Below are 23,729 nucleotides of genomic sequence, written 5' to 3'. Positions count from 1 at the left end.
AAAGGGTGCCGGTCAGGCGACGACGCGCAGCCCCACGAGCAACCCGGCTGCGGCCGCGGGCGGAATCGTCAGGTTGTCGTCGATGACGTACCCTCGGATAATGGGCTTCACGCCGTCCGCGATGGTCGCCCCGACCGCACCCAACACCGCGGCGACCGGTGGGACGAACGGGAGCGCGAGCACGAGACAGGTCAGGAACATCCCGACGAGCACTCGCGGGCGCTTCACCGTACGGAGCTCCCCCGTCGAGAGCAGGCCGCTTACGGGGTCGCCGAGCGTGAGCATCAGCACGGCCGGAACGCCCACCTCGGGGGGAGTGAGCAGCATGACGACCGTCCCCGAGATGGCGTACAGCGCGTAGCCTGCGAGGTTCTCCTGTTCGTACTCGCGAGTGAGCCGGTCGTAGAACGGGTGGTCGAACCCCGCGAGCAGCCGGAGCGCCTCCAGCCCGAGCGCGAGCAGCGTGCCCGCGACGGCGACGACTCGGACCTGTGGCCACGTCGCGATACCCGCGACGTACGCGAGCGGGACGACCGACCCCGAGGCGTGAACGAGTCGGCGCTGGAGTTCGCTCACCGTCGACCACCGACGCGTGTCATGGTCGGAGTTCCGAGGGCAGGAACTTGGACTTGCTGGCCGCGTCGGCCACAGGTCAGAACGCCTGCAGGTCGTCGAGTGTCGCCGCCGCGGCCCCGGAGTCGATAGCTTCGCGTGCCAGCTCGAGCCCCTCGTCGAGCGTCTCGCAGTCCTCGCGGGCGAAGATGCGGAACGCGGCGTTCAGCGCGATGGCATCGGCGAACTGGTCGTCGCGGTCGCCCCGAAGCACCTCGCTGGTGATGGTCGCGGAGTCGGCAGCCACGTCGTCGACCCCGAGGTCGTCCTCCTCGAAGTCCATCCCGTACTCGGGCGTCTCGATGGTGAAGTCCTCGACCTCGTCGTCGCCTTCGTTCCAGACGGCGACCGTGGTCGAGCCGGGGCGGATGTCGTCGTACCCCTCCATCCCCTGGAACATGATGACGCGGTCGACGGCCGCGCTCTCGGTCTGCTGGAACGTCTCGATGATGCGGACGGCGTAGGGGAGGTGGTAAAAGGAGCCGAGATGCGTCGACGCGTTCGCCGGGTTGACGAGCGTCTCGATGGTGTTGACGAACGTGCGGACGCCCATCTGACCGCGGCGTGCTTCGAGCGCGTGAAGCCGCGGCGCGACGTTCGGCTGGTAGTAGAAGCCGAAGCCGACTTCGTCGGTCATCGCCGCGCTCTCCTCGGGTGCGAGCTCGGTTTCGACGCCGAGTTCGTCGAGGACGTGCTTGTACGCGTCCTGTTTCTGCGTCGGGACGCGGTCGCCGGAGTGGGCGACGACGGGCGTGCCCGCGGCGGCGGCCACGAGGCCCGCACCGACGCCGAGAATCGCACTTCTCCCTTTGCCGTCGTAGTTCGCGCCGCAGTCGACCGGGTCGCAGTCCGGGGCGTACGCCTCGACGTCCTCGGCGATGACGTCGAGATACGCGCCGAGTTCTTCGGGCGTGTTGCGCTTCCAGCGGTTCGCCAGCCAGAACGCCCCCAGCGTCGTGTGGTCCGGCTCGTCGTCGAGGATGCGTCGCATCGCGTCGGTCGCCTGCTCGCGGGTCATGTCGTCGGCGGACTTGTGCCCCGAGCCGACCACCTCGGTCATCAGCCGTTTCAGCGGCCAGTCGCCGTATTCGCTCATAGCTCCGGGTCGGGGCGCGTGTGACTAAAACCGTCCCATTCCGGCGCCACCCTCGCCCTTCATCCCGTTCGGCTACGAGGGGTCGGTATGGAGCTTCTCCCGCTTGCCGCCGACACACCACACTTCCGGGCGGCGACCGACCTCTACGGCACCATCCACGGTGAACCCGTCGAGGCGGTTCGCGAGCGGTTCAGAACCCACACCGAGCGGGAGGGCTACCGTGGGTTCGTCGCCATCGGCACCAGCGGCCACGTCGTCGGGTTCACGTACGGCCACGTCTCCCGGACGGGCCAGCAGTACCACGACCGTCTCCGCGCGGCCGTGACCGACGAGACGTACACGCGCTGGCTGACGGACGCGTTCGAACTCGTCGAACTGGGCGTCGAGGCGAGTCAGCGACGCACCGGCCTCGGCTCTGCACTCCACGACGAGCTGTTCGGTGGCGTCGGACGAGCGACTGGGGTACTCACCACCGAGTCCGAGAACGCACCGGCCCGGGCGTTCTACGAAGGCCATGGCTGGGGCGTGATCCACGAGCCGTTCCACGTCGCCGACACCGAGATGGCGGTGTACGGTCGTGACCTGAACTAGGGCCAGTCGGGGTCGACGTCGACGAGGGCGGCCGAAATCTCCCAGAGGCGGTCTGCGGCCCGCTCGTCTCGAGCTCCGCTGGCCGGTCGCCGCTCACGGGTCCCGTCGAAGTACGCCCCCGTCACGCCGGCAACCTCGTCGTCCGCCGCGAGATACGCCAGTGCCTCGCTGCCGTCCTCGACGCTGTCGCTCACGCCAGGGACGAGTTCGACCGCGTCCCAACCTATGGAGACCGGGAACGGGAGGTCACGCGAGAAGCCGCTGCCGGGGATGATACCCGGGTGGAAGCAGGTCGCCGTCTGCTCGCCGTCGAACCGGCTCGCGAGTTCACGCGTGAACAGCACGTTCGCCAGCTTCGAGTCCGAGTACGCCGCGAAGCCGGCCATCCCGGTCAGCTCAGTGAGGCCGGTCGCGTTCCCGAGTCGCTGGAGCGGCGCGAGTTCCTTCCGTCCGACGATGCCAGCCTCGCCGGTGCGGCCCTCCGCGGCGAGCAGCTCGAAGTCGATGTCGCCGTTCCGGTGCGCGATGGACGACGTGGTGACGACGCGCGCGTCGGCCGCGAGGTGGTCGGCGAGGTCGTGCGTGAGGAGGTACGGCGCGAGGTGGTTGACCGCGATAGTGAGCTCGTACCCCTGTGCGCTCGCGCGGGGCTCCGAGACCGTCAGCCCCGCGTTGTTACAGAGCGCGTCGAGTTCGTCGGTCGCTTCGCGGACTTCTGCGGCGAGCGCTCGTACGTCCGCGAGGTCCGCGAAGTCCGCGCGGTGGAACGACGCCTCGCCGCCAGCGTCCTCGACGAGGGTGACGGTTTCAGCGCCCGCGTCCTCGTCCCGGCCGTGGACGAGCACGCGCCAGCCGCGCCCGCCGAGTCGCCGTGCCGCGTCGCGCCCGATGCCGCTCGTCGCGCCGGTGATGAGTGCCGTCTTCATATCCGGACGACGAGCCGGCTCGCCTTCACGGTTGGGCCGCCAATTGACGGGGCAACGACCCCGTCGGCTCGCGTCGAACGGTTACGGCCAATCCGGGTCGACGCCCACGAGGTCCGCGGAGACGTCCCACAGCCGCTCACGGAGGCCGGTATCGTGCGCACGGGAATCCGGCTCTTCGCGCTCCCGTCGGGCGAAGTACGCGCCCGTGACGTCCGCGACGTCGTCCGCGTCCGTGAGGTAGACGAGTCCGTCGGCCCCCGCCGCGGTGGAGGTGCCGACGCCCGGAACGAGACTCGCGAGTCGGGTGGCCAGCCGGACGGGCAGCGAGCTGTCGCGGTAGAGCCCCGTGTCGGGGACGAACCCCGGATGGTAGGCGTTCGCCGTCACCGCCGCGGGGTCGAGTCGGCTCGCGAGTTCGACCGCGAACAGCACGTTCGCCAGCTTGGAGCGTGCGTAGGCGTCGAGCGCGTCGTAGTCGGGCATCGAGAGGTTCTCAGGATCGATCTCCCCCCGGAAGTGAACCCCACTGGCGGTGACGACCACCCGCGCCGGTGCGGACTCGCGCAGGAGGGGTAGGAGCTCGTGCGTGAGGAGATACGGCGCGAGGTGGTTCACCGCGAGCGTCAGCTCGACGCCCTCGGCTTCGCGATACTCGTTCACGGAGAGCGCCGCGTTGTTGACGAGCGCGTCGAGTCGCGGCTCCTCGCGGACCGTGGCGGCGAGGTTACGGACGGCGTCGACGTCCGCGAAGTCAGCGCGGTGGAAGACAGCCTCGCTGCCGGCGGACTCGATGGCGTCGACCACCCGCTCGCCTCGTTCCCGATTCCGGCCGTGGACGAGCACGCGCCAGCCGCGCTCGCCGAGGCGTTCGGCCGCGACGCGCCCGATACCGCTCGTCGCCCCTGTCACGAGGACCGTTCGTGGCATGGGGGACGAAGGAGCGGGCGCGGCAAGAAGCTACGCCAGCGTCGGCGGCTCGTACGGGGCGAGCCCGAAGTACGTCACGAACGTCGCGCCGAACCCGACGAGCGTGAGCAGGAGCGCGAGGGTACCGCCGACGAGTGGGACCGCGTTCAGCGCGGTCAGGAGCCCGACGTAGAGGAGGGTTCCGAGCGCCGCGGCGAGCGCCGGTCGGCATCCGAGATACGGGGCGAGGCGCGACCCGAGGAGGTGGCCGTAGGCGACGGCAGTGTAGCCGACGACGAGCAGCCCGAACAGCAGGCCGAGCAGGCTCACCGGGAGCAGAACGATCGTGAACGCCATCGCGACGAACAGCACGAGCAGAAGGCTGGCGACGAGCGAACCCACAACCGAACAGACGACGGGATGGGTCCGGGCCGCGTCCCCAACCGTCTCGGGGAGTCGGGGGGCCCGGCGGGCGAACAACGCGGCCACGCCAGCGAGCAGGAGCGCCACGAGGCTCCCCCCCACGGGGCTCGTCGCGCGGTCGACCTGCGGGACGCCGCTGGTTCGCTGGCCCTCGATGGTCGCACCCGGCGCGACCGTCGCCCCGTTCCCGATGTCGTCGAGGTCTCCCGTGACGACCGCCCCCGATTCGAGGACCGCACGGCCACCAAGGACGGTCACGTCGCCGGTGACGGTCCCTGCGATACGGGCCGTGCCGCCGGCGACGAACACGTTCGACACCCCACCGTCAGCAGGCACCGTCGCGGTGCCGTTGACGACGACGAGCGCGTCGGCCTGTTCGTACGTGTGGTCGCCGTCGAGGACGACCGACATCGTGGAGACGTCCGCGCCCGACCCTGCGGCGAGCAGGAGGGCGGCGGCGACGAGGAACACCACGATGGGCGTCACCTCCACGCGACCACCTCCCCCGACGCACCGACGGCACGCGCGGCCCGACGGACGTAGAGCATGGCGAGCGTCGCGAGCAACAGGAGGAGCGCGAGCGCGTTCACGAGGTCGAAGTGCTCGGGGACCGACAGGCCCGTCCCCTTCAGGTAGAGCGCGAGCGCCGTCGAGAGGAACGTGGCGAGCCACGCCGCGCCGACACCGACGGCGGCGCGAGTCCCGACCCCCTCGGGCGTCGCGGTGTCGGGCCACAGCGCGAAGTTGAGCGTCGTGTAGAAGGAGACGGCGAGCGCGTAGAACAGCGGTTCGGCGAGTCCACCGCGGGCGATGGGCCCCTGGAGGAACCCGACCGCGTAGAGGAGGTGGGTGACGGCGAAGACGGCGAACGTCCAGAGGAACAGCCACTCCTCCTCGAAGTTCGCATAGAGGACGCCGGCCATCCCCGCGCCGACGAGGTGGACGACGGCGATGGTGGCGTGGACCCCGAGGTCGGGTGACTGCCACGACGCCTCGACGAGCGCCGGCTCCTCGACGATGCGGAGGAAGCCGAAACTGTCGACGAAGAATACGCCGAACAGGAGGACGAGAAACGAGAGGAACCGGATGCTGGTGATCGGGAGCGACGCGCCACCCCGAGTGAACCGCCCGTCGGCGTACGGCTGACCGCGGGCCGCGAGATCGTTCACGAACCCGAGTTTGCCATACGCAGCCGCGCCCAAGAGCGGAAGCGCGGGGAGCATCGCGACGACCATGACCGTGCTGAACGCGCCGATGCGCCACTCCAGCGGGTAGAGCGCGGCGGCGAAGAACGCACCGCCGGCGGCCGCTGCGGCCGCGTACCCCCGGTCGGGGACGGGCACGAAGTCGACCATGAGACTGAACGCGACGGGCACGGCGAGCCCGATGGTGACGCCGGAGACGGCGAGCCAGAGGAGGAACACCGGCACTGAGCGGATGTGCGGGGCGACGAGCGCGACGAGAAACTGGACGACGACGACGCCGAACGTCAGGCGAAGGCGAGCGAACAGGTCGCGGCTGGTCCCCGAGCGGTCCATCCAGACGCCCGACCCGATGGCGACGCCGGCCGTAACGAGCGCGAGCCCGGCCATCGCCGTCGAGACCGCGGGCCGCGAGAGCCCCACCAGTCGCGTTCCGAGGTCGAGCACGCCGAGCTGGACGAACGTGACGTTGTAGTAGTAGCCACCGGCCAGCAAGCCGACGTAGAGGAGGTAGCCGCCGACGGCGGCCCAGTCGCCGTCGCGGAGGAACCGGAGCAGGTACATCGGCTGTCGTGTCGACACGCGTGCACAAAAAGGCAACAGCCGCCGGCCGAGGCGGTACCCCGGACGCTGGGTCGGCCGTGGCGACTCAGCCGGGAGCGGCGGTTTCCACCAGATCGGCGAGCCGCACACGGGTACGGGCCGCGAGGTCCGCCGGGCCGTAGTGGACGAGCAGGACGAGCGCGACGCCGACGACGAGCAGCGTGTACGAGCCGTAGCCGGCGACCGTCTGGAGACCGTCTGTGCCCGCGAGGAAGTACCCGCCGGCGGGGTTGACGCTGGCGTGGTACAGCCACGGGACGAGGAGGCTCCCGGTTGCGTTGTAGAGCCACGTGAGTACGACCGCCGTGGCGACGACGCCGACCGCGTACGGGAGCATCGGGACGCCGGCCTGTGAGCTGCCGGGGACGAAGAACAGCGGGACGTGCCACACGAACCAGACGACGCCGACGAGCAGGCTGGCCGAGAACGCCGAGAGGCCGTCCTGAAGCGCCGGCTGTGCGAACCCGCGCCAGCCCAGTTCCTCTTGTCCGCCGCCGAGGAAGAACGTCAGCGCAAGGCCGAGCGGGAACAGCCACAGCGGGGGGACGTCTCCGAGTGCGTAGGCGCCGTCGAAGACGGTGACGTAGCCGACGCTCGCGACGACGATGAACACCAGCGGCAGGACGAGCGCGAGCGCGTACCAGCGCAGCGGGATGCGATAGCGCAGGTTCGAGCGGAGCCACTCGCGGACGCTCCGGCCGGACCGACGGAGGGCAATCACGGCACCGACGAACGGGCCGAACCCGCCGAGCATGATGAGTGGAACCGTCAGCGACGACGGCACCACCTCGAACAGCAGGAGCGTCCACAGCCCCCAGGAGAACGCGAGCGTCCCCGCCACGAAGGTAGCGAACGTTCGCCAGTGGCCCTCGGCTGGCGACTCCCTGTGGACCTCGTCGACGGTACGACCCGTTTCACCTCCGAGTTCAGAGCCCATGCGTACAGAGAGAGCCCGTACGGGGATATCACCCAGCCCTGGTTCTCATCCGGTGAGAGCTGACGCCGCTCCGCGAACGAAAGCGATACCCTCGGCCGCCCCGTACTCCGGCCAATGACTGCCACGGGCGACTGGCGCGCGGGGCTCGACGACGTGGACGCCGCCCTCATCGACGACTACCAGAGCGGTTTCCCGGTCGAGCCGCGGCCGTTCCGACGAGTCGGGGAGGCGCTCGGTATCGCCGAAGACGAGGCGCTGGAGCGCGTCCAGCGGCTCCGCGACCGCGGCGTGTTCCGGCGGTTCGGCGCCGTCCTCAACCCCCCGGTCATCGGCTCCTCGACGCTCGCCGCGGTGCAGGCGCCCGAGGACCGGTTCGACGAGGTCGCCGAGGTCATCAACGGCTACCGGCAGGTGAACCACAACTACCGGCGCGAGCACGACTGGAACATGTGGTTCGTCGTTACCGCCGGCTCGCGCGACACCCGCGACCACATCCTCGAGGAGATCGAGGAACGCACCGGCTGTGAAGTCCTCAATCTCCCGATGCTCACGGACTACTACATCGACCTGGAGTTCCCCGTCGTCAACGACGACCGGTTCGCGAGGGAGTCGCTTTCCGAGACCGAGGTGAACGCGACGCGCATCTCCGAGAACGCCACGGCCGACCTCTCGGACTTCGACCGCCGGCTCCTGCTCGAAATCCAGGGCGGGTTCCCGCTCTCGCTGACGCCGTACGCGGACGTGGCCGACGCCATCGACGCGCCCGTCGAGTACGTCCTCGACGCCGTTGACCGCCTGCTCGCCGACGGCTGTATCAAGCGCGTCGGCTGCGTCGTCAACCACGTCGTCACCGGCTTCGACGCGAACTGCATGGTCGTCTGGAACGTCCCCGACGACGAACTCGATTCGCGCGGCGAGGCCGTCGGAAGCCTCCCGTACGTCACGCTCTGCTACCACCGGCCGCGCCGCCCCGACCAGGGCTGGGACTACAACCTGTTCACGATGGTCCACGGCCGCGACCCCGAGGCCGTCGACGCAGTCATCGACGAACTCGCCTCGGAACACCTGCCGTTCGACCACGAGCGGCTCTACTCGACGGAGACGCTGAAACAGACCGGCGCGCAGTACGAGGACATCGTCGGGGAGTGATGTCCGCGCCGCAGGCGCGGTTCACCACGAGGCTCCGTGAGCCGAGCGGGTGTTTTTAGTCCAGGTTTTTACGAGGAGGGTCACCGAGCCTGCGAGGTGGCCCGACGAAGTAAAAAGGTGGGACAGGAGACGCTGAAACAGACCGGCGCGCAGTACGAGGACATCGTCGGGGAGTGAGTCGAACCCGAGACGACGCGTCGCTCAGCGTGCCGCAGCGATGCCGTGGCGGAACCCGCGGCCGACGAGGTAGCCGACCGTACCGAAGGCGACACCGTACAGCAGTGCCACCTCGACCGGGTAGGTCACCGCGTAGTGGGGGGCGACGGGGACGGCGTAGTGGTTGACGGCCCAGCCGAAGACAGGTGCGGCCGCGAGCGAGAGCGCCGGGAGAACGCCAGCGTCGACGAGCGCCGCCAGCCCCGCCAGCACGACGAGCGCGGTTGCACCGGCGAGGAACACCGCACCCATCGACCCGTCGTACGTCGGCAGGGCGTGTTCGATTCGGAGATACGCGTTCGCGGCGGCCACCTCCCGTGCGACGAGCGTCGCGAGGAGGGCCGCCGCGACGACGACGGCCGCCGCACTTAGGGGACGACCGACGAGTCGGGGGCTGCGTGTGATTGGGGACATACAGGCGTCAATCGAGCGTGGGAGCTATAGAAATATGGATAGGTCAAACAGCTATCGTAGTGTCACGGGTTCGTAGTCGGCAGCTCCCGGTGCGGAACCGTCCAGTTACGGAACCGACCTACCCCACGGCTTGATGTGGCTCGGGTACCCCCACCCGCCATGCGATTCACGCTCACGGAGGCCCAACGAACCCTCCGAGACGACGCCCGGGCGTTCGCCGCCGAGCGCATCGAGCCCGTCGCGGGGGACCTCGACCGAACGGCGAGCTATCCAAGAGGTATCCTCGCGGACCTCGGCGAGAAGCGGTGGACTGGGCTCACGCTCGACGAGGATTACGGCGGTTGTGGGCGTGGTTACGTCGCCCTCTCGCTCGTCACCGAGGAGCTGGCGGCCGCGCTGATGCCCGTCGCCGCAGCACTCAACCTCCACCTCGGGGTCGCCCAGCTCATCCAGCGGTTCGGCACCGACGCCCAGCGCGACCGCTGGCTCCCCGCGATGGCCCGGTTCGATACCGTCGCGGCGCTCGGGCTCTCGGAGGACGAGGCCGGCAGCGACAAGTCCCGGCTGGAGACGACCGCCGAACGCGAGGGCGACGAGTGGGTGCTCTCGGGCCACAAGCGCTGGGTGACGAACGTCCGGGAGGCCGACGTGGTGCTGGTGTACGCGAAGACGGGCGGCGAGTGGCCAGAGAACGTCACGGCGTTCCTCGTCGACGCCACCGACCTCCACGTCGACCGGGAGTGGGACACGCTCGGCGCGCGGACGGTGCCGACCTGCCGTGTGACGCTCGACGACGTGCGCGTGCCGGACGACCGGGTCGTCGGCACGGTCGGCGAGGGCTACGTCGAGCGTGGTGCCGTCGCGAACGGCATCAACGTCCCCGCCCGCGGTGTCGGCATCGCTCGCGCCGCGCTGGAGGCGGCCGCCGACCACGTCTCGACGCGCGAGCAGCACGGCGGCCCACTCGCCGACAAACAGGGGGTGCGGTGGACCGTCGAGCGGATGGCCCGGCGCGTCGACACCGCCCGGCTGACGACGCTCCGGGCGGCCGACCTCGCCGACCGCGGCGAGGACCTGTCGCGGGCGATGCCGACGGCCAAGATTACGGCGACCGAGGCGGCGGTCGAGAACGCCAACGAGGCGATGCAACTGTTGGGGGGTATCGGCTACACGACCGAGCGGCCCGTCGAGCGCTACCTTCGGGATGCGAAACTCCTCACTATCGCTGGCGGGCCGAACGAGGGGCACCGCGACGCGCACGCAGATGCCGTGTTCGCGGGGCGGAACCCCTAAGCCCGCGCCACCGCTTGCACCCGATATGAAGTGGAAGCTCTTCGCCAATCTCGCCGAGGCGGCGGGGACGAAGGAGGTCGAGGTCGCGGCGGGACCGGGCGACACGTTCCGTGACGCCTTCGACCAGTTGCTGGAGGCGCACCCCGAGCTCCAGCAGGAGGTGCTGACCGAGGAGGGCGAACTCCGCGACCACATCCGCGTCCTCCGGAACGACCACAACCCGTTCGTGACGGACGAGGGGTACGACACCGTCCTCGAGGAGGGCGACCAGCTCGCGCTGTTCCCGCCTGTTTCGGGCGGCTGAGGAGAAAGCACTTACCGGTGGGCAGAAAACGCCCACCGATGCCCTCCAGACGCGACGTACTCGCCCGGACAGCCGGCGGTCTCGTGATCCTCGCCGCGCTCGCCGGCTGTTCGGTGCTCGACGGCATGCCCGACGGCGTCACCATCGCCGTCGGCGAACCAGACGAGACACCAACCGCGACGGCGACGCCCGCCGAGTCGACGCCCCCCACATATGAACGCCCCAGCCACCAGATGCTTCGCTACCGCGACCTCTCTGCCCCGGAACGGCGGCTCGTGGAGAAGGCGCTCGACGGCGGCTACCGCACCTGCGACGAGGTGCCCGAGGCGGCCAACGCACTCGCCGACCGAATCCGGACACCGGACACATACCTCCGTTATCGCGGCGAGGTGAAGGGGCTGTGGCTGGCGATAACCGATATGGTGTTCGCCGGGACGACCGACCCACCGGCGGGAGAGTGCGGGCTGTTCTGATGGCAAGAACCCGTCGGTCCGTGCTGGGTGTCACGGCGGCGAGCCTCGCAGGTCTCGCCGGGTGTATCGGTAGCGACCCCGAAGACCTCCGCTTTCGCAACTTCACCAGTGACCGTCGCGAGCTGACGGTCCGCATCTGGAACGAGCGGGGAGAGCAGGCGTTCGACGAGACGGTCGAGCTGGCAGCGAACTTCGCGGGCGAACAACCCGAGCAGCCGACGCGCCGGGGCGTGTTCACGTCGCCGGGCACGTACGAGGTGACCGCGTTCCTCCCAGACGGGCCGACCGAGACGGCGAACTGGACGGTCGAGAAGCGGGAGACGTACCACGTCTCGGTGTACGACGGTCCCGAGCTCACACTCGGCGAACTCGGTCCCTGACTACCGGCCGGTGAGGTCGGCCTCGAGGACGAAGTCCGGTTCGTCTGAGAACCCGGCACGGACGCGAGCTACGTCCGAGACGTGCCGGACGGTCTCGGGGATGAACACGCGTGTCTCGTCGGCGTCGAGATCGGCGGCGTCGCGGGCGATGGCCGCGAACAGCGCGCGGGCGCTCTCCACGTCCTCCCAGGCTCCCACGCCGTACTCTGCGTACGTCGTCTCGTCGCCGTAGCGTTGGGTTCGCGTCCGGAACGACATCGCCCGAGTGCCGTCGTCGTCGCGGACGGCGAAGACGCGCTCCTCGTCGGCCGCGCGGAACAAGCGCTCGCGCGTGAGTTCCGCGACCGCGTAGGTCTCGTCGAGGTCGAGCGCGAGTCCCCGAAGGTGGCGGGCCGCGTCGCTCCGTTGGAAGCACGACCACGCGGCCGCAGGGTCGTCTGTGACATCGAATTCCGACTCGGCCTCGGGGTCCGGTGTCGGTGTCGCCCACCGGAACTCCGTGGCGGGCTCGAACCCGACCGAGCGCGACTGACCCAGCCCGGCCTGATTCCACGAGAACACCATGTTCCGGCAGACGGTCGCGCCCTGTTCGCGCGCCCAGTCGAAGACGGCGTACGTCAGCTGCGGGGAGACGCGCTGACCCCGGAAGTCGGGGTTGACGCGCATCCCCTGGGCCCACGCCTCGTGGTCGGTGAGCATCGCACCCTGGCAGATGCCCGCGAGGTCGTCTTCGCCTGCGAGGACGAACGTCTCGGTGTCGGGCGTGTCGATCCAGTCGTGGAACACCCGTGGGATGTAGTCGCCGCCGTCGCGGTCAGGCCAGGTGTTCTCGGTGAACGCGGCGACCGCATCGTAGTCGTCATGTTCCGCAGGGCGAATCGTGAGGTCCATTACTGCCAGGGCGTCGAGCGGTCCTGTATCTCGCCGGCGAGGTCCGTCCGCATCGCCTCCGGGACCGAGTCGGCGTTCGCCAGCACCCACATGAGCTTGACGTACGCGGTGCCGGGCAGGGTGTCTTCACCCTCGACGACGCCCGCGTCGAGCAGGTCGCGCCCGGTGTCGTACACGCGGTCACAGACTCGCCCCTCCAGACACTGCGAGGTCATCACGACCGTCGTGCCGTCGTCGACCATCGCCTCGAGGGTCGGGATGAGGTCCGTGTGGACGTGGCCGAGGCCCGTCCCCTCGATGACGAGGCCCGATTTTCCGGCCAGGGATTCGAGCATCGCAGGGTCCATCCCCGGCGCGAACTTCAGCAGTTCTACCTCGGGGTCGAGGTCGGGGGCGATGTCCAGGTCGACCTCGCCGCGCGACTGGTACTCGCGGCGGAACGTGACCGCCTCGCTGTCGTAGTCGACCTCCCCGAGGGGCTCCGCACCCACGGTCTCGAAGGCGTCGCGCCGCGAGGTGTGGTTCTTTCGCACTCTCGTCCCGCGGTGGAGCGCGCAGGCATCGTCCGCCTCGGAAGCGTGCATACAGACCATGACCTCCGCGCAGTCGGCTTTCGCGGCCTCCACGGCACAGACGGCGTTCATCACGTTGTCCGAGGAGGGCCGGTCGGCGGAGCGCTGGCTCCCCGTGAAGACGACGGGCACGGGCAGGTCGAGCATGAACGCGAGCACGCTCGCGGTGTACTGCATCGTGTCCGTCCCGTGCATGACGACCACGCCGTCGGCACCCGCTTCGATCTCCTCGTGGACAGCCTCGGCGAGTTCCCGCCAGATGGTCGGGTCCATGTTCTCCGAGAGGATGTTGGCGACGACCCGACCGCGGTAGTTCGCCCGGCCCGCGAGGTCCGGAACGGCTCTGAGGACGTCCTCGGCGTCGAACTGCGCCGTGACGGCTCCCGTTCGATAGTCCACGGTCGAGGCGATGGTCCCCCCTGTAGAGATGAGTGAAATCGTCGGGAGGTCCTCGTCGAACTCGACTTCGGAGCTGTCGTCGGCCTCGCTCGCACTCTCCACGTCGTACACGTCCGATTCCAGCAGCTCCGTGTCGGCGTCCGCGCGGTCGATGCCGACGTTGTAGCCGCCGTCGAGCTTGACGACAAGGTGGTCGGCGGTCGTCGAGGGCATCAACACGCCCTCGTAGGTCACGTCGTCGCGCTCGACGCGAACCCGGTCTCCAGCGTTCATACCTCGTGGTTCCGCGTCGCCGGACTTGAAACCACTCTTTCGACCGGCCGGTGGAGCTGCGACCCCTGCCGCAGACACCCACTTCCGTTCAGCGGTGAGCGGTTCGAGGAAAACTGTCGGTTAGCGTGGCTGTCCAGTCAGTTTACCAGTCGAATCTCGAAACGCGGGCGACACTCAAGCCACCTGTTTGCTGTCTCTCACGTGCCACTCGCGACGACCCTATCCGGACGGTACCTGGCACGGGAGCGCCGGGCATCTGGCGAGTGGCACAGAGGCGACCATGACAGAAAACGAACGGAACGACAGACTGGCAGTAGACCGACGAACAGCAGTGAAGGGCGGACTCGCGGGGCTCGGCTTGCTCGCGCTCTCCGGGAGCGCGGGGAGCGCCGCCGCGAGCAACGGTGCGGACAAGATCTACACGAGCGGCTCGACGCGCGAGGAACACACCCTCGACTCGCGGGTGGACGGGAACACCTCCGAGGCGTTCACGCTCGCGAGCGGTACCATCAAGACCTCGACGCCGACCGACCTGTACCTCATGGCACAGGCCGAGACGGCACTCTGGACGAACGTCAAGGCGACGGGCAAAGACCAGAGTTCGGGCGCCAACGCAGGCCTCACCTGCTGGATGGAGATCGACGGGACCCCCGTCCCAGTGTCTCACGACTACCCGAACGAGTGGGCCGCAGACCGGCAGGCCGCGAGCGAGGTGGTGTTCAACTACCGCGACTTCCGGGTACAGACGAGCTTCCTCGGCGACATCGAGGACATCACCGACGACGAGGAGTATCTCGCGCTCTGGCTCCAGACGCGGAGCACCCACGGCTTCAACTGGGCGGCGCTGAACCTCGGGTCGGGCGACTACGACGACTCGACGAACGTGCACACCGTCGAGCTGAAGGGGCGACTGGCGGTGTACGCCGACGACAACAAGGCGCAGGCGAAGGCCGTCGTCGGCCCGCGGACGCTTCTCGGCGTCCCGGCGAAACTGGCCAACGACGCGAGCATCTGAGCACGTTCCCACCCGATTTTTCCGCGCTCGACGCCCGACCAGCCGCGGCGAAAGGTCGATGGCCCCCCGCCACCAACTCCGAGCATGTCCTCCACCGACGAACTGCTCGCGGAGATCGAGCGCGACCAGCAACGGGAGCAGTCGTCGACGACCGAAACCGAGAGCCGCCGCTCTCGGGCCGCCTCGCGCATCAAATCGCCGTTCGAGGGGCTGTTCTCGTTCCGGGGGTTCCTGCTCGCGCTCGTGCTCTCGGTCGGTGGGCTGCTGCTCGCGAGCGTGGTCCCGCTGCTCCCCGGGAGCATCGCCGCCCTGCTCGGCGTCTTCTTCGCCGGGTTCCTCCTCGGCCTCGTCCGCGAGCGCCGTGCCTATCTCGAAGTCGCGCTCGCCGGGGCGGGCACTGCAGCGGTGGCGACGCTGTCGAGCTTCCTGCTCATCACCGCGTTCAGCGACATCGGGCTCCCGCTCGCGGCGGCGACCGGTGGAGCAGGCCTGCTGGCGGGCGTCATCGGCCACTACTTCGGTCGCGACCTCCGCGACGGCGTGACACGAGACCTCTGAGTCAGGTGTCGAGCCACCAGCGGCCGTCGCGTCGCTCGACGACGCCGACCGACTCCAGCCGCCGGAGCGCCTCGGCGACCATCTCCGGGCTGGCGTCCACCCGTCGGGCGACGACCGCCTCGTCGTGTGCGCCGTTGGCGAGCGTGGCCAGCACCTCGGCGTAGAAGCGGCCCTCGCTCTCCCCGAACTGTTCGGAGATGCGGTCCATCACGTCCGTCAGTCGGCCCTGGACCCATCGCTGGGCCATCGACAGCTCGTTGCCGAGCTGTTCGAGCCGGTCGAGTTCGCCCGCGAGGTCGGACAGGTCCTCGTGGGCCGACTCGTCGTTGGTCGACCCCTCGTCGCTGGACGTGGACCGACGGTCGACGTCGATGGAGAGGTACCGACAGCCGGTCATGTCGAGCGACGGCGACGCCGAGTACGCCGACTTCGTCCCGAACTCGTACGGCGAGACGTTCACCTCGAGTCTGAGGTTCCGGGCGATGGAGAAGTACTTCCGCCGCTGGTCGTCGACGCGCGACTCGACGAGGCCGGCGTCCTCGAGCTTTCGCAGATGGTCGATGACCGCCTTGGGACTCACGCCGAGGTACTCGGAGATCTCCGTCACGTAGCAGGGGCGACGGGCGAGCAGCCGCAAGATGCGCCTGCGGTTCTCGTTTCCCAGCAGGTCCAACAGCGCGGCTGAGTCCATGTTCACCACAGGTTAGCGACGCGTAGATAAAAGGACTGCCCCCGCGCCGGCAGGGGAACGGCTCGCTCCTGCGTGGTCAGTCGCTACGCCTCGGAACCGGCGCCGCTCGTGTCGTCGGTCCCGCTTCCGTCGTTCCGAGCGTTCGACCGGTCGGCACCGTCGCCCGGCCCCCCGGCGTTGTTCCCGTTGGACCCACCGGTATCGGGGCCGGACGACTCCGAGGCGTCCGTAGTGTTGCCGTCGGCCTCCGAGCCGTCGGCGTCAGGACCACCAGGAATCCCGTTACCGCCGCGCGTCGCGGCGTCTTCGGGGGGACCGCCGGTGCCGGCGAGCCCACGGGCGAGTTCCGCGACCTCCTTACCCGTCAGTTCGGAGGCGCTCGCGCGGAGTTCGGCGAGCCGGGTGACGTCCACACCGGCGCGCTCGGCCGCCATGCTGGTCGTGTCGATGGAGTTTTCGAGCGCGTCGATGCGGGCGGAGAGCCGAGCGGCTTTCGCCCGGTCGGCGACGCTCGGTTCCTCGCCGTCGGTCGTGTTCAGCAGTTCAGCACGCTCCGCACGGAGCCGCTCGAGTCGCTGTTCGAGGTTCGCCGCCCGGCCGCGGACGATGTCCGGGCGGCGGTCCTCGGAGGCGTTCTCGAAGCGGGCGGTGAACATCCCGTCTTCGACTTCGCCCTCGGCGTTGGCGGCGCTCGCCTGCATGAACGCCGAGACCGAGGCGCCGAAGGTTGCGTTCGACGTGTTAGACCCGTTCTGGGCGGCGGGGGCGCTGGTGGTCGCCGCGGGAAGTGCCCCTGCGGGGACCGCCGCGACCACCAGCGCCAGCACCACGAACACGGTCGTGAGGCCAAGTCGGTTGGTCATCTTGCTTCCTCGTAGCTCCCCACACCCCATAAACCAGGCAACTCGTTCGGACCTTTCAGACCGTTCATGGGGTTCAAACGGAGTGTTAAACGGTTCTCTAAGCTCGTGGACGGTCCATCACATCGACAGCGGCGTCCAGTTGCGACCCGCCGAGAGCCCCGTCGTTCGGAACTCCGGCCCCTCGGTCGTCACCCGGAGTTCGACCATCGCGTCGAACGCGTCGGCGAACATCGACACGGTCTGCTCGTTGCACTCGGCGGTGTCGACCGTGCAGACGAGCAGGTAGCCCGCGCGCTCGACCCGGTCCGAGAGCGTCCGCAGGAACTTGTAGACGCTCCCGCGGTCGAGGTGGTCGAGCATCGCCGTCGCGGAGAACACACCCACTCGGAGCCCCTCGGTGTCCATCGTGACGTACTGCTCGTCGCTGCGCCCGAACGCCGAGCCGATGCCGTCCTCGTGGAGTCCGTGTGGTCACGGCGGAAGATGGCGTCCTCCACCGCATCGTCGACGCCCGGACCGTTGTCCGCGACCCGGAGGTCGACGAACCGTTCGGTCGTCTCGACGCCGACGTGTACCGACACCGTCTCCTTGTCGTTGTGTTCGACGGCGTTCGACAGCACGTTCCCGACGACGTCCTGGACGGTGTCGTCGCCGAGCACGCGCGTCCCGTCGAGGACGTCGACGGTGAGCTCCAGCGGCTCGTGGGTCGCCCGGAGCGTCTCGACGTTCGTCTCGACGGCGTCCGACAGCGAGACGGGGTCGAGGTCCCGGTCGCGCCCCGAGAGCGCGTCGAGGAGCGCGCGAGTGCGCTCCACCTGGTCGGAGATGTCGTCGCTCTGGGCGACGATGGTGTCGGCGAACTCCGCGGGACGGCCCTCGACGTGGTCGGCGATGAAGTTCGCCCGCGAACGGACGATCATCGTCCGGTTGAGGATGTCGTGTCTGAGGATGCTGTTCATGAGTTCGAACTGGTCGCGCGTCGACGCCGCCGCCTCGGCGTCGCGCTGTGACCGGGCGTACAGTACGCCCATCAGCAGCCCCGCGAGCGCGCCCGCACCGGCGGTGGCGAACACGACGTAGCGGGGCTCACCCACGACGCGGCCCTCGGTCCACCGGACGAGGAGCGTGACGACGGTTACGCCGCCGAACAGCAGCATCCCGCCGACGGCCGCGAGTGAGACCCGCCAGCGGCCGACGGGTGTGAACTCGCTGCGGGAGAGTCGGGCCGCCGCGTACGCGAGGAGGAACGCCGGGCCGTACCCCTGGATCGCGGCGATTGCCGGGGGCAGCGACACCCGGAGGTTCGCGAGTTCGGTGACGAAGTTGTAGGTCGTGAACCCCGCGAGCCCGACGGCGAGGACCGCCAGCACGACTGCAGGGAGCGTGCCGTTGGCCGCCAGCACGACTGCAGGGAGCGTGCCGTTGGCCGCCAGCGACTCGACGAGCGCCCCACCCGGCCACCCATCCTCGACGCCGAGCGCCGAACCACTATCCGAGTCGCCACCCACTGCTCCCGCCTACCGGTGGCTCTGTCTTACCTTCTGTGGCCGCGGCGACACCCACGCAGTAGGCGGGTGGTACTGCGTCGCGTCGACGGTCGAATTGCGTGACGGGATAAGTATTGGCGGGAATACTTATGCCAGTCAATGTCTCACAAAGAACTGTCGATGTTCGCACCGTTCTCGAAGGCGTACTACCTCGGACGGCTCTACGTCGAGCCGTACGACGGTGAACAGGCCGCAATACACCAGGAACACCACGAGCAGGTCAACGAACTGCTGTATGCCACCGGCGAGGGCGTAGAGCGGCTCGACCTCCCGCTGGTGATGAAGGTCGGTCGGACGCACCTGTCGGTGACGGGCGACGAGACGGTCCCCGAGCGGACGCTGGCGGTGCCGGGGGACGTGCTCGACGCCGCGGGCGTCGAGAACCCCCCGACGCTCCGTGAGGTGTTGCTCGCGAAGGGCGACGTGGCCGAACGCATCCTCGGGTTGCAGGACGCCGCCGTCTGAGTCCGACGGGACGAGTCGAGCCTTTTTGTGCCACCCCCACGTCGCTCCGGGCGATGCTGGACGACCTGTTGGGCCGCACCGAACTGAAGGAGCGTATCGAGGCGCTGGAGGACGAACGTCACCACCTCGAACGTCAGCTCGACGCCGAGAGCGAGCGCCGTCGGGAGGCGGTCGCGGCCCGGCAGGAGGCCGAGGAGCGCGTCAACCGCCTCGAGGACCGCATCGCCGACCTCGAAGGTCGCGTGACCGACGACGGCGATGGCGACAGTCCCGACCTCACGTTCCGTCGACGCGAAGCGTTGCACGGCACGCGACTCGACGAGGTGCTCGCGCGTCTCGACAGCGTCGAGACCGACCCCGAGGGGGCGCTCTCCGCAGCCATCACGGACGAGCGCGACCGCCCGGGTGACCTCGACGTGGCGTTCGGCGACCGCGCGGCGCTCGTGGGTCGCGCGGCCCCCTGCGTCGCGTACGCCGACGACGCGGGGCTCGTGAGCGTCGCGCTCCGACCGCCCATCGTCCCCGACTCCTTCGGCGAGTGGAGCGACGGCTTCCGCGTCGAGGAGTCGTGGTTCCGCCCGACGGGCCGGTTCGGGTTCGCGTTCGTCCGCTCGGACACGTTCGCGCTCGGCGTCTACGAGGGCCGCGAGCGACAGTCGCTCCGTGGGTTCACGACGGACGTGAAGTCAAAACACTCGAAGGGCGGCTTCTCGCAGGGGCGGTTCGAGCGCATCCGCGAGGGGCAGATACACGACCACCTGAAGCGGTGTCACGAGGCCATCGACGACGCCGGCGTCGAGCGGCTGTACGTCGCCGGCGAGTCGACGCTGCTCGACGAGTTCGACGCCGACGCGACCGCGAGCGTCGACGCGACGGGTGACCCCGACGAGGCCATCGACGATGCGTTCCGCGACTTCTGGACCACCCGCCTGTACGGGATTTAAGCCCACCGACGTGAACGGTCGAGTATGACCCGACGTGTCGTACTGCTGGCCCACGAGGGGTTCCCGGACCGCGCGAAGACCGCCGTCGGCGTCCTCCGCTACGCCGACGTCGAGGTGGTGGCCGTGCTCGACCGCGAAATCGCCGAAGTCGACGACGACGCCCGCGTCTCCGACTACCTCGACGACGTGCAGGACGCCCCCATCGTGGGTCGCGCCGCGGACGCCCCCGAGTTCGACGCGCTCGTCGTGGGCATCGCGCCCATCGGCGGCGGCCTCGACCAGTCGTGGCGCCCCGACCTCCAGTTCGCGCTCGAATCAGGGGCCGACCTCATCTCCGGGCTCCACTACTTCCTGAGCGAGGACGAGCGGCTCGCGACGCTCGCCGCGGAGCACGACGCGGACATCTGGGACGTCCGGCAGCCACCGTCGGACCTGACGGTCGCCGACGGCGTCGCCCGCGACCTCGACTGTGAGATCGTCCTCTCCGTGGGGACCGACTGCTCGACGGGGAAGATGACCGTCACCCGCGAACTGTACGAGGCGGCCGTCGACCGCGGGCTCGACGCCGCGTTCATCCCGACGGGACAGACCGGCATCGTCATCGAGAACTGGGGCATCCCCATCGACCGCACCATCTCGGACTTCACCGCGGGCGCCGTCGAACGGATGCTCGTCGAGCGACAGGACCACGACTACCTGTTCGTCGAGGGACAGGGCAGCATCACGCATCCGGCGTACTCGACGGTGACCTGCGGCATCCTCCACGGCGCGATGCCCGACCAGCTCGTGATGTGTCACGTCGCGGGCCGGGAGGCCATCCACGGCTACGAGTCGTTCGAGATTCCGAACCCCGCGACGGTGGCGAACCTCTACGAGCAGGTGGCCGAGCCGGTCGCTCCCACCGAAATCGTTGCGGGGTCACTCAACACCCGCGGGCTCGACGAGGACGACGCACAGGAGGCGCTCGACACGTACGAGGCACAGCTCCGAGTGCCCGTCGCCGACCCCGTGCGCGAGGGGCCGGACGCGATTCTGGAGGCCATCCTGGAATGACCCACCGCGTCGAGCGCGTCACGATGCCGCTCGCGGAGCCGTTCGAGATAGCGAGGGGGGTCCAGACCGACGCCGAGAACGTCGTCGTCGAACTCGACCACGACGGGACGACGGGCGTCGGGGCGGCCGCGCCGTCGCGCCACTACGGGGAGACGGCCGACACCGTCGAGACCGTCCTCCCCAACCTGCTCGACGCGCTCCCGGACGACCCACACGACCTCGACGCCGCGCACGCCGCGATGGACCGCACGATACGGGGGCACGCCGCGGCGAAGGCCGCCGTCGACATCGCGCTCCACGACCTCCTCGGGAAACTACACGACCTCCCCCTCTACCGGTATCTCGGGCTCGACGCGAGCGCGACGCCCGTCTCGTCGTTCACCATCGGGCTCGCGGACACCGACGAGATGCGCCGGAAGGCACGGGTGGCTGTCGACGCCGGCTACGAGGTGCTGAAGGTGAAACTGGGGACGGACCGCGACCGCGAAATCGTCGAAGCGGTGCACGGCGCGGCCCCGAGCGCCCGACTCCGCGTCGACGCGAACGAGGCGTGGACGCCCTCGGAGGCGGTGGCGATGTGCGAGTTCCTCGCCGGAACGGTGGAGTTCGTCGAGCAGCCGGTCGCGGCCGAGAACCCCGAGGGGATGCGCTACGTCTACGAGCGGTCGCCGGTGCCCATCGCCGCCGACGAGTCGCTCGTCGAGCCCACGGACGTGCCGCAGGTAGCGACGGTCGCCGACATCGCGAACGTGAAACTGATGAAGTGCGGCGGAGTCCGCCCGGCGATCGAGACGTTCCACGCCGCCCGCGCCCACGGCATGGAGACGATGCTGGGCTGTATGATCGAGACGAACGCCGCCATCGCCGCGGGCGTCCACCTCGCGCCCCTGCTCGACTACGCCGACCTCGACGGCTCGCTGTTGCTCGCAGACGGCGCCGACCCCTTCGACGGGCCACCCGTCCCCGCGCTCGACCTCACCGGCGCGGCGCCGGGGACTGGCGCAGTTCGTCGGTGAGGCCGATGGTTCCGTCGACGGAACGAGTTATCTCGCTGGGGGCTGAACGGACTGCATGGTCGAAGGGACCGGGCGTCAGGAGCCGACCGTCGAGGCGGTGCTGGCGGTGTTCGACGGGGCGGGTGGGGAGCCGCTGACGTCGGTCGAGGTCGCGGAGGCCGTCGGCTGCACCCGCCGGACGGCGTACAACCGGCTGGAGACGCTCGAAGCAGAGGACGCGTTGCGCACGAAGAAGGTCGGCTCGCGGGGCCGAGTCTGGTGGCGAGACGAATCCGTGGCGACGGCGTCGATGCCACACACACGAGCCACGGAGTTCGAGGACCCCGCCAGCCGGGTCGTCGAAATCGAACTCCGCTCGGCGCGGCTCGCCGAGGCGTTCTCGGGGCTCCCTGCGGGAACCGATTCGCTGGAGTTCGACGTGGAACACGACCTCCCGCTGCCGGACGGTCGCCGGCTCCAGTACTACACGGTCGAGGGAATCCCGCCGCGACCGTTCGCCGACGTGTTCGCCGGGATTCCGTCGATGGAGAGCGTTCGCCTCCTGAGCACGGTCGGCGACGTCAGCCGACTCGAGGGAATCGTCGCCAGCGAGTCGGTCTCGGAGATCATCAGACACCACGGCGGGCAGACGAAATCCGCCGGCGTCCACGACGGCGAACACTGGGTCGTCGCCGAACTCCCCGCGACGGCCGACACCGACGCCGTCGTCGGCGAGATCCGCGAGCTCTACCCGGACATGCGACTGGCCTCGACCACCTACGTCCCGACAGTCCGTGACTTCTGGACGGTCGTGGAAGAGGACCTCTCCGAGCGACAGAGGGCGGTCTTGCAGCTCGCGTACTACGCGGGCTACTTCGAGGAACCGCGTCTGGGCACCGGCGTCGAGCTCGCCGAGCGGCTCGGCATCACCCGCCAGACGTTCAACCACCACCTCCGCCAGGCCGAGAAGACGGTGTTCGACAGACTGTTCCGCGGTGCTTCGCTGCCGAAGTCTGACTGGTAAGACAGTATCTACATGGGTCACGCTGTACAGAGGTCGAGTTGAGATGACGGCACCCGACGACGCACCGGGCCCATCCGGTTCGAGCGACACTACTAGCGCGTCGGGAACCGCACACACGATACAGCACGACTGGGACACCGAAGGCCCGCTTCACCTCACAGTCGTTTCGGGCGTCGCCGCCATGACGAACACGGAACCTGAGGCACTCCCACCGCTGTACGACGCGGTCGATCCCGACAGCCTCGAACGACTGCTTCAGTCGGTCCCCGAAGAGAACCGCCAGAACGTCTCCATCGCGTTCCCCTTCGCCGGCTGGAACGTCGAGATCGAGGGGACCGGCGAGGTGACGTTCTCCCCGGCCGACCCCGTCGTGGCCGACGACTGACCCCCTCGCTCACCACGCCTGACACGCCGAGCCACCGCGGTCGAAACTGCTATTGGTCGGGCCCCCAGCGCGACTACATGGACCACTACACGAAACTCGAGAACATGTATCTCGCCGCACCCACGAGCGGCGAGTACGACCCCGACATCGACATCTCCGAGGGCCGAGCCGACGTCACGATTCCCGTGCAGGAGAAGCACTTCCACGCCGCGAACGCCGTCCACGGCTCGGTCTACTTCAAGGCACTCGACGACGCGGCCTTCTTCGCCGCGAACTCCCTCGTCGAGGACGTGTTCGTCCTCACGACGAACTTCAACATCCACCTCACACGCCCGGTCTCGGAGGGCTCGATTCACGCGGAGGGCGAGGTCGTCAACGACCACCCCCGCCAGCTCATCGCCGACGCGGTCGCGTACGACGACGACGGCAACCAGATCGCACGGGGAACGGGCACGTTCGCGAAGTCCTCGACCCAACTCGGTCCGGAGGTTGGCTACGAGTGAGCGCCTAGTCGAGACGGCACAGCACT

The 23,729-nt window shown here is 69.1% G+C and carries 27 protein-coding genes and 2 pseudogenes; 15 read left to right on the top strand and 14 right to left on the bottom strand.

From position 1 onward, the window contains the following. Nucleotides 1-12 precede the first annotated feature (12 nt). A complete protein-coding gene (locus NL126_RS12750; protein WP_255195256.1) occupies nt 13-576 on the bottom strand; it encodes a diacylglycerol/polyprenol kinase family protein in 564 nt (187 codons plus the stop codon). 76 nt (nt 577-652) lie between these two features. Next, a complete protein-coding gene (locus NL126_RS12745) occupies nt 653-1,708 on the bottom strand; it encodes an anthranilate phosphoribosyltransferase (RefSeq protein WP_255195255.1) in 1,056 nt (351 codons plus the stop codon). 87 nt (nt 1,709-1,795) lie between these two features. On the opposite strand from NL126_RS12745, the gene NL126_RS12740 reads away from it, so the two are divergent. Beyond that, entirely contained in the window at nt 1,796-2,299 is a 504-nt protein-coding gene (locus NL126_RS12740) for a GNAT family N-acetyltransferase (protein WP_255195254.1), read from the top strand. Here NL126_RS12740 and NL126_RS12735 read toward each other — a convergent pair. The 5 genes from NL126_RS12735 to NL126_RS12715 form a co-directional block, all read right to left on the bottom strand. Beyond that, nucleotides 2,296-3,225, bottom strand: a complete 930-nt coding sequence (locus NL126_RS12735; RefSeq protein ID WP_255195253.1) for an SDR family NAD(P)-dependent oxidoreductase — start codon at nt 3,223-3,225, stop codon at nt 2,296-2,298. The two genes, NL126_RS12740 and NL126_RS12735, sit on opposite strands and share 4 nt — an antisense overlap. Nucleotides 3,226-3,306: 81 nt before the next feature. Beyond that, nucleotides 3,307-4,152, bottom strand: coding sequence for an SDR family NAD(P)-dependent oxidoreductase (locus tag NL126_RS12730; RefSeq protein WP_255195252.1), 846 nt, complete (start codon nt 4,150-4,152; stop codon nt 3,307-3,309). Nucleotides 4,153-4,182: 30 nt separating this feature from the next. Beyond that, nucleotides 4,183-5,046, bottom strand: coding sequence for a DUF8173 domain-containing protein (locus NL126_RS12725; RefSeq protein WP_255195251.1), 864 nt, complete (start codon nt 5,044-5,046; stop codon nt 4,183-4,185). Beyond that, entirely contained in the window at nt 5,037-6,320 is a 1,284-nt protein-coding gene (locus NL126_RS12720) for an MFS transporter (RefSeq protein ID WP_255195250.1), read from the bottom strand. Before NL126_RS12720 ends, NL126_RS12725 begins: the two co-directional genes overlap by 10 nt. Nucleotides 6,321-6,405: 85 nt before the next feature. Continuing rightward, on the bottom strand, nt 6,406-7,296 hold the full coding sequence (locus NL126_RS12715; RefSeq protein WP_255195249.1) for a CPBP family intramembrane glutamic endopeptidase: 891 nt from the start codon (nt 7,294-7,296) through the stop codon (nt 6,406-6,408). A gap of 114 nt (nt 7,297-7,410) precedes the next feature. On the opposite strand from NL126_RS12715, the gene ahbB reads away from it, so the two are divergent. Beyond that, entirely contained in the window at nt 7,411-8,445 is a 1,035-nt protein-coding gene (ahbB, locus tag NL126_RS12710) for a siroheme decarboxylase subunit beta (protein WP_255195248.1), read from the top strand. A gap of 201 nt (nt 8,446-8,646) precedes the next feature. Here the strand turns inward: ahbB and NL126_RS12705 are convergent, their stop codons facing one another. Beyond that, entirely contained in the window at nt 8,647-9,075 is a 429-nt protein-coding gene (locus tag NL126_RS12705) for a DUF8071 domain-containing protein (protein ID WP_255195247.1), read from the bottom strand. Nucleotides 9,076-9,234: 159 nt separating this feature from the next. Here NL126_RS12705 and NL126_RS12700 point away from each other — a divergent pair, with 159 nt between their 5' ends. Genes NL126_RS12700 through NL126_RS12685 form a run of 4 tightly spaced genes read left to right on the top strand, consistent with a single transcriptional unit; the run spans nt 9,235 to nt 11,525 of the window. Beyond that, a complete protein-coding gene (locus tag NL126_RS12700; protein WP_255195246.1) occupies nt 9,235-10,368 on the top strand; it encodes an acyl-CoA dehydrogenase family protein in 1,134 nt (377 codons plus the stop codon). 25 nt (nt 10,369-10,393) lie between these two features. Then, a complete protein-coding gene (locus NL126_RS12695; protein ID WP_255195245.1) occupies nt 10,394-10,672 on the top strand; it encodes a ubiquitin-like small modifier protein 1 in 279 nt (92 codons plus the stop codon). Nucleotides 10,673-10,710: 38 nt separating this feature from the next. Then, on the top strand, nt 10,711-11,145 hold the full coding sequence (locus NL126_RS12690) for a DUF7979 domain-containing protein (protein ID WP_255195244.1): 435 nt from the start codon (nt 10,711-10,713) through the stop codon (nt 11,143-11,145). After that, nucleotides 11,145-11,525 (top strand): Ig-like domain-containing protein, encoded by a 381-nt coding sequence (locus tag NL126_RS12685; RefSeq protein WP_255195243.1) that lies wholly within the window; start codon nt 11,145-11,147, stop codon nt 11,523-11,525. The genes NL126_RS12690 and NL126_RS12685 overlap by 1 nt, the downstream gene beginning before the upstream one ends. Here the strand turns inward: NL126_RS12685 and NL126_RS12680 are convergent, their stop codons facing one another. Beyond that, the gene (locus tag NL126_RS12680; protein ID WP_255195242.1) at nt 11,526-12,416 is read right to left on the bottom strand and encodes a GNAT family N-acetyltransferase; all 891 of its coding nucleotides are present in this window, start codon (nt 12,414-12,416) and stop codon (nt 11,526-11,528) included. It lies immediately after the preceding gene. Beyond that, nucleotides 12,416-13,660, bottom strand: a complete 1,245-nt coding sequence (gene gatD / locus NL126_RS12675; RefSeq protein WP_255195241.1) for a Glu-tRNA(Gln) amidotransferase subunit GatD — start codon at nt 13,658-13,660, stop codon at nt 12,416-12,418. Before gatD ends, NL126_RS12680 begins: the two co-directional genes overlap by 1 nt. 331 nt (nt 13,661-13,991) lie before the next feature. Between gatD and NL126_RS12670 the strand changes: the two genes are divergently transcribed. Continuing rightward, the gene (locus NL126_RS12670; RefSeq protein WP_255195240.1) at nt 13,992-14,675 is read left to right on the top strand and encodes a hypothetical protein; all 684 of its coding nucleotides are present in this window, start codon (nt 13,992-13,994) and stop codon (nt 14,673-14,675) included. Between the two features lie 84 nt (nt 14,676-14,759). Further along, nucleotides 14,760-15,233 carry a DUF8526 domain-containing protein gene (locus NL126_RS12665; RefSeq protein WP_255195239.1) on the top strand — a complete coding sequence of 158 codons (474 nt, stop codon included), beginning with the start codon at nt 14,760-14,762 and terminating at the stop codon, nt 15,231-15,233. Between the two features lies 1 nt (nt 15,234). Here the strand turns inward: NL126_RS12665 and NL126_RS12660 are convergent, their stop codons facing one another. The 4 genes and pseudogenes from NL126_RS12660 to NL126_RS12650 form a co-directional block, all read right to left on the bottom strand. Further along, nucleotides 15,235-15,924: an ArsR/SmtB family transcription factor gene (locus tag NL126_RS12660; protein WP_255195238.1), complete on the bottom strand. Its 690-nt coding sequence runs from the start codon at nt 15,922-15,924 to the stop codon at nt 15,235-15,237. Nucleotides 15,925-16,007: 83 nt separating this feature from the next. Further along, a complete protein-coding gene (locus NL126_RS12655) occupies nt 16,008-16,787 on the bottom strand; it encodes a hypothetical protein (RefSeq protein ID WP_255195237.1) in 780 nt (259 codons plus the stop codon). Nucleotides 16,788-17,042: 255 nt separating this feature from the next. Beyond that, nucleotides 17,043-17,192: pseudogene (locus NL126_RS22125) on the bottom strand (DUF7504 family protein); the annotation flags it as partial. 20 nt (nt 17,193-17,212) lie between these two features. Then, nucleotides 17,213-18,157, bottom strand: a pseudogene (locus NL126_RS12650) (sensor histidine kinase); the annotation flags it as partial. 297 nt (nt 18,158-18,454) lie between these two features. Here NL126_RS12650 and NL126_RS12645 point away from each other — a divergent pair. The 7 genes from NL126_RS12645 to NL126_RS12615 all read left to right on the top strand — a co-directional run bounded on the left by NL126_RS12645 (nt 18,455) and on the right by NL126_RS12615 (nt 23,703). Beyond that, nucleotides 18,455-18,799, top strand: coding sequence for a DUF5802 family protein (locus NL126_RS12645; RefSeq protein WP_255198846.1), 345 nt, complete (start codon nt 18,455-18,457; stop codon nt 18,797-18,799). Nucleotides 18,800-18,852: 53 nt separating this feature from the next. Beyond that, nucleotides 18,853-19,743: a Vms1/Ankzf1 family peptidyl-tRNA hydrolase gene (locus NL126_RS12640; RefSeq protein ID WP_255195235.1), complete on the top strand. Its 891-nt coding sequence runs from the start codon at nt 18,853-18,855 to the stop codon at nt 19,741-19,743. Between the two features lie 24 nt (nt 19,744-19,767). Then, on the top strand, nt 19,768-20,796 hold the full coding sequence (locus NL126_RS12635; protein ID WP_255195234.1) for an N-acetyltransferase DgcN family protein: 1,029 nt from the start codon (nt 19,768-19,770) through the stop codon (nt 20,794-20,796). Continuing rightward, on the top strand, nt 20,793-21,812 hold the full coding sequence (locus NL126_RS12630; RefSeq protein WP_255195233.1) for a dipeptide epimerase: 1,020 nt from the start codon (nt 20,793-20,795) through the stop codon (nt 21,810-21,812). Before NL126_RS12635 ends, NL126_RS12630 begins: the two co-directional genes overlap by 4 nt. A gap of 55 nt (nt 21,813-21,867) precedes the next feature. After that, nucleotides 21,868-22,815: a helix-turn-helix domain-containing protein gene (locus NL126_RS12625; RefSeq protein WP_255195232.1), complete on the top strand. Its 948-nt coding sequence runs from the start codon at nt 21,868-21,870 to the stop codon at nt 22,813-22,815. 43 nt (nt 22,816-22,858) lie between these two features. Further along, complete coding sequence (locus tag NL126_RS12620; protein WP_255195231.1) at nt 22,859-23,200, top strand: HalOD1 output domain-containing protein; 342 nt, start codon at nt 22,859-22,861, stop codon at nt 23,198-23,200. Between the two features lie 77 nt (nt 23,201-23,277). After that, the gene (locus NL126_RS12615) at nt 23,278-23,703 is read left to right on the top strand and encodes a PaaI family thioesterase (protein WP_255195230.1); all 426 of its coding nucleotides are present in this window, start codon (nt 23,278-23,280) and stop codon (nt 23,701-23,703) included. Nucleotides 23,704-23,729: the final 26 nt, after the last annotated feature.

The sequence above is a fragment of the Halorarius litoreus genome (assembly GCF_024362405.1).
GTDB classification, from domain to species: Archaea; Halobacteriota; Halobacteria; order Halobacteriales; family Haloarculaceae; genus Halorarius; species Halorarius litoreus.
The sequence above is the reverse complement of the archived record's forward strand: the minus strand, read 5'-3'. Positions and strand labels throughout refer to the sequence as shown.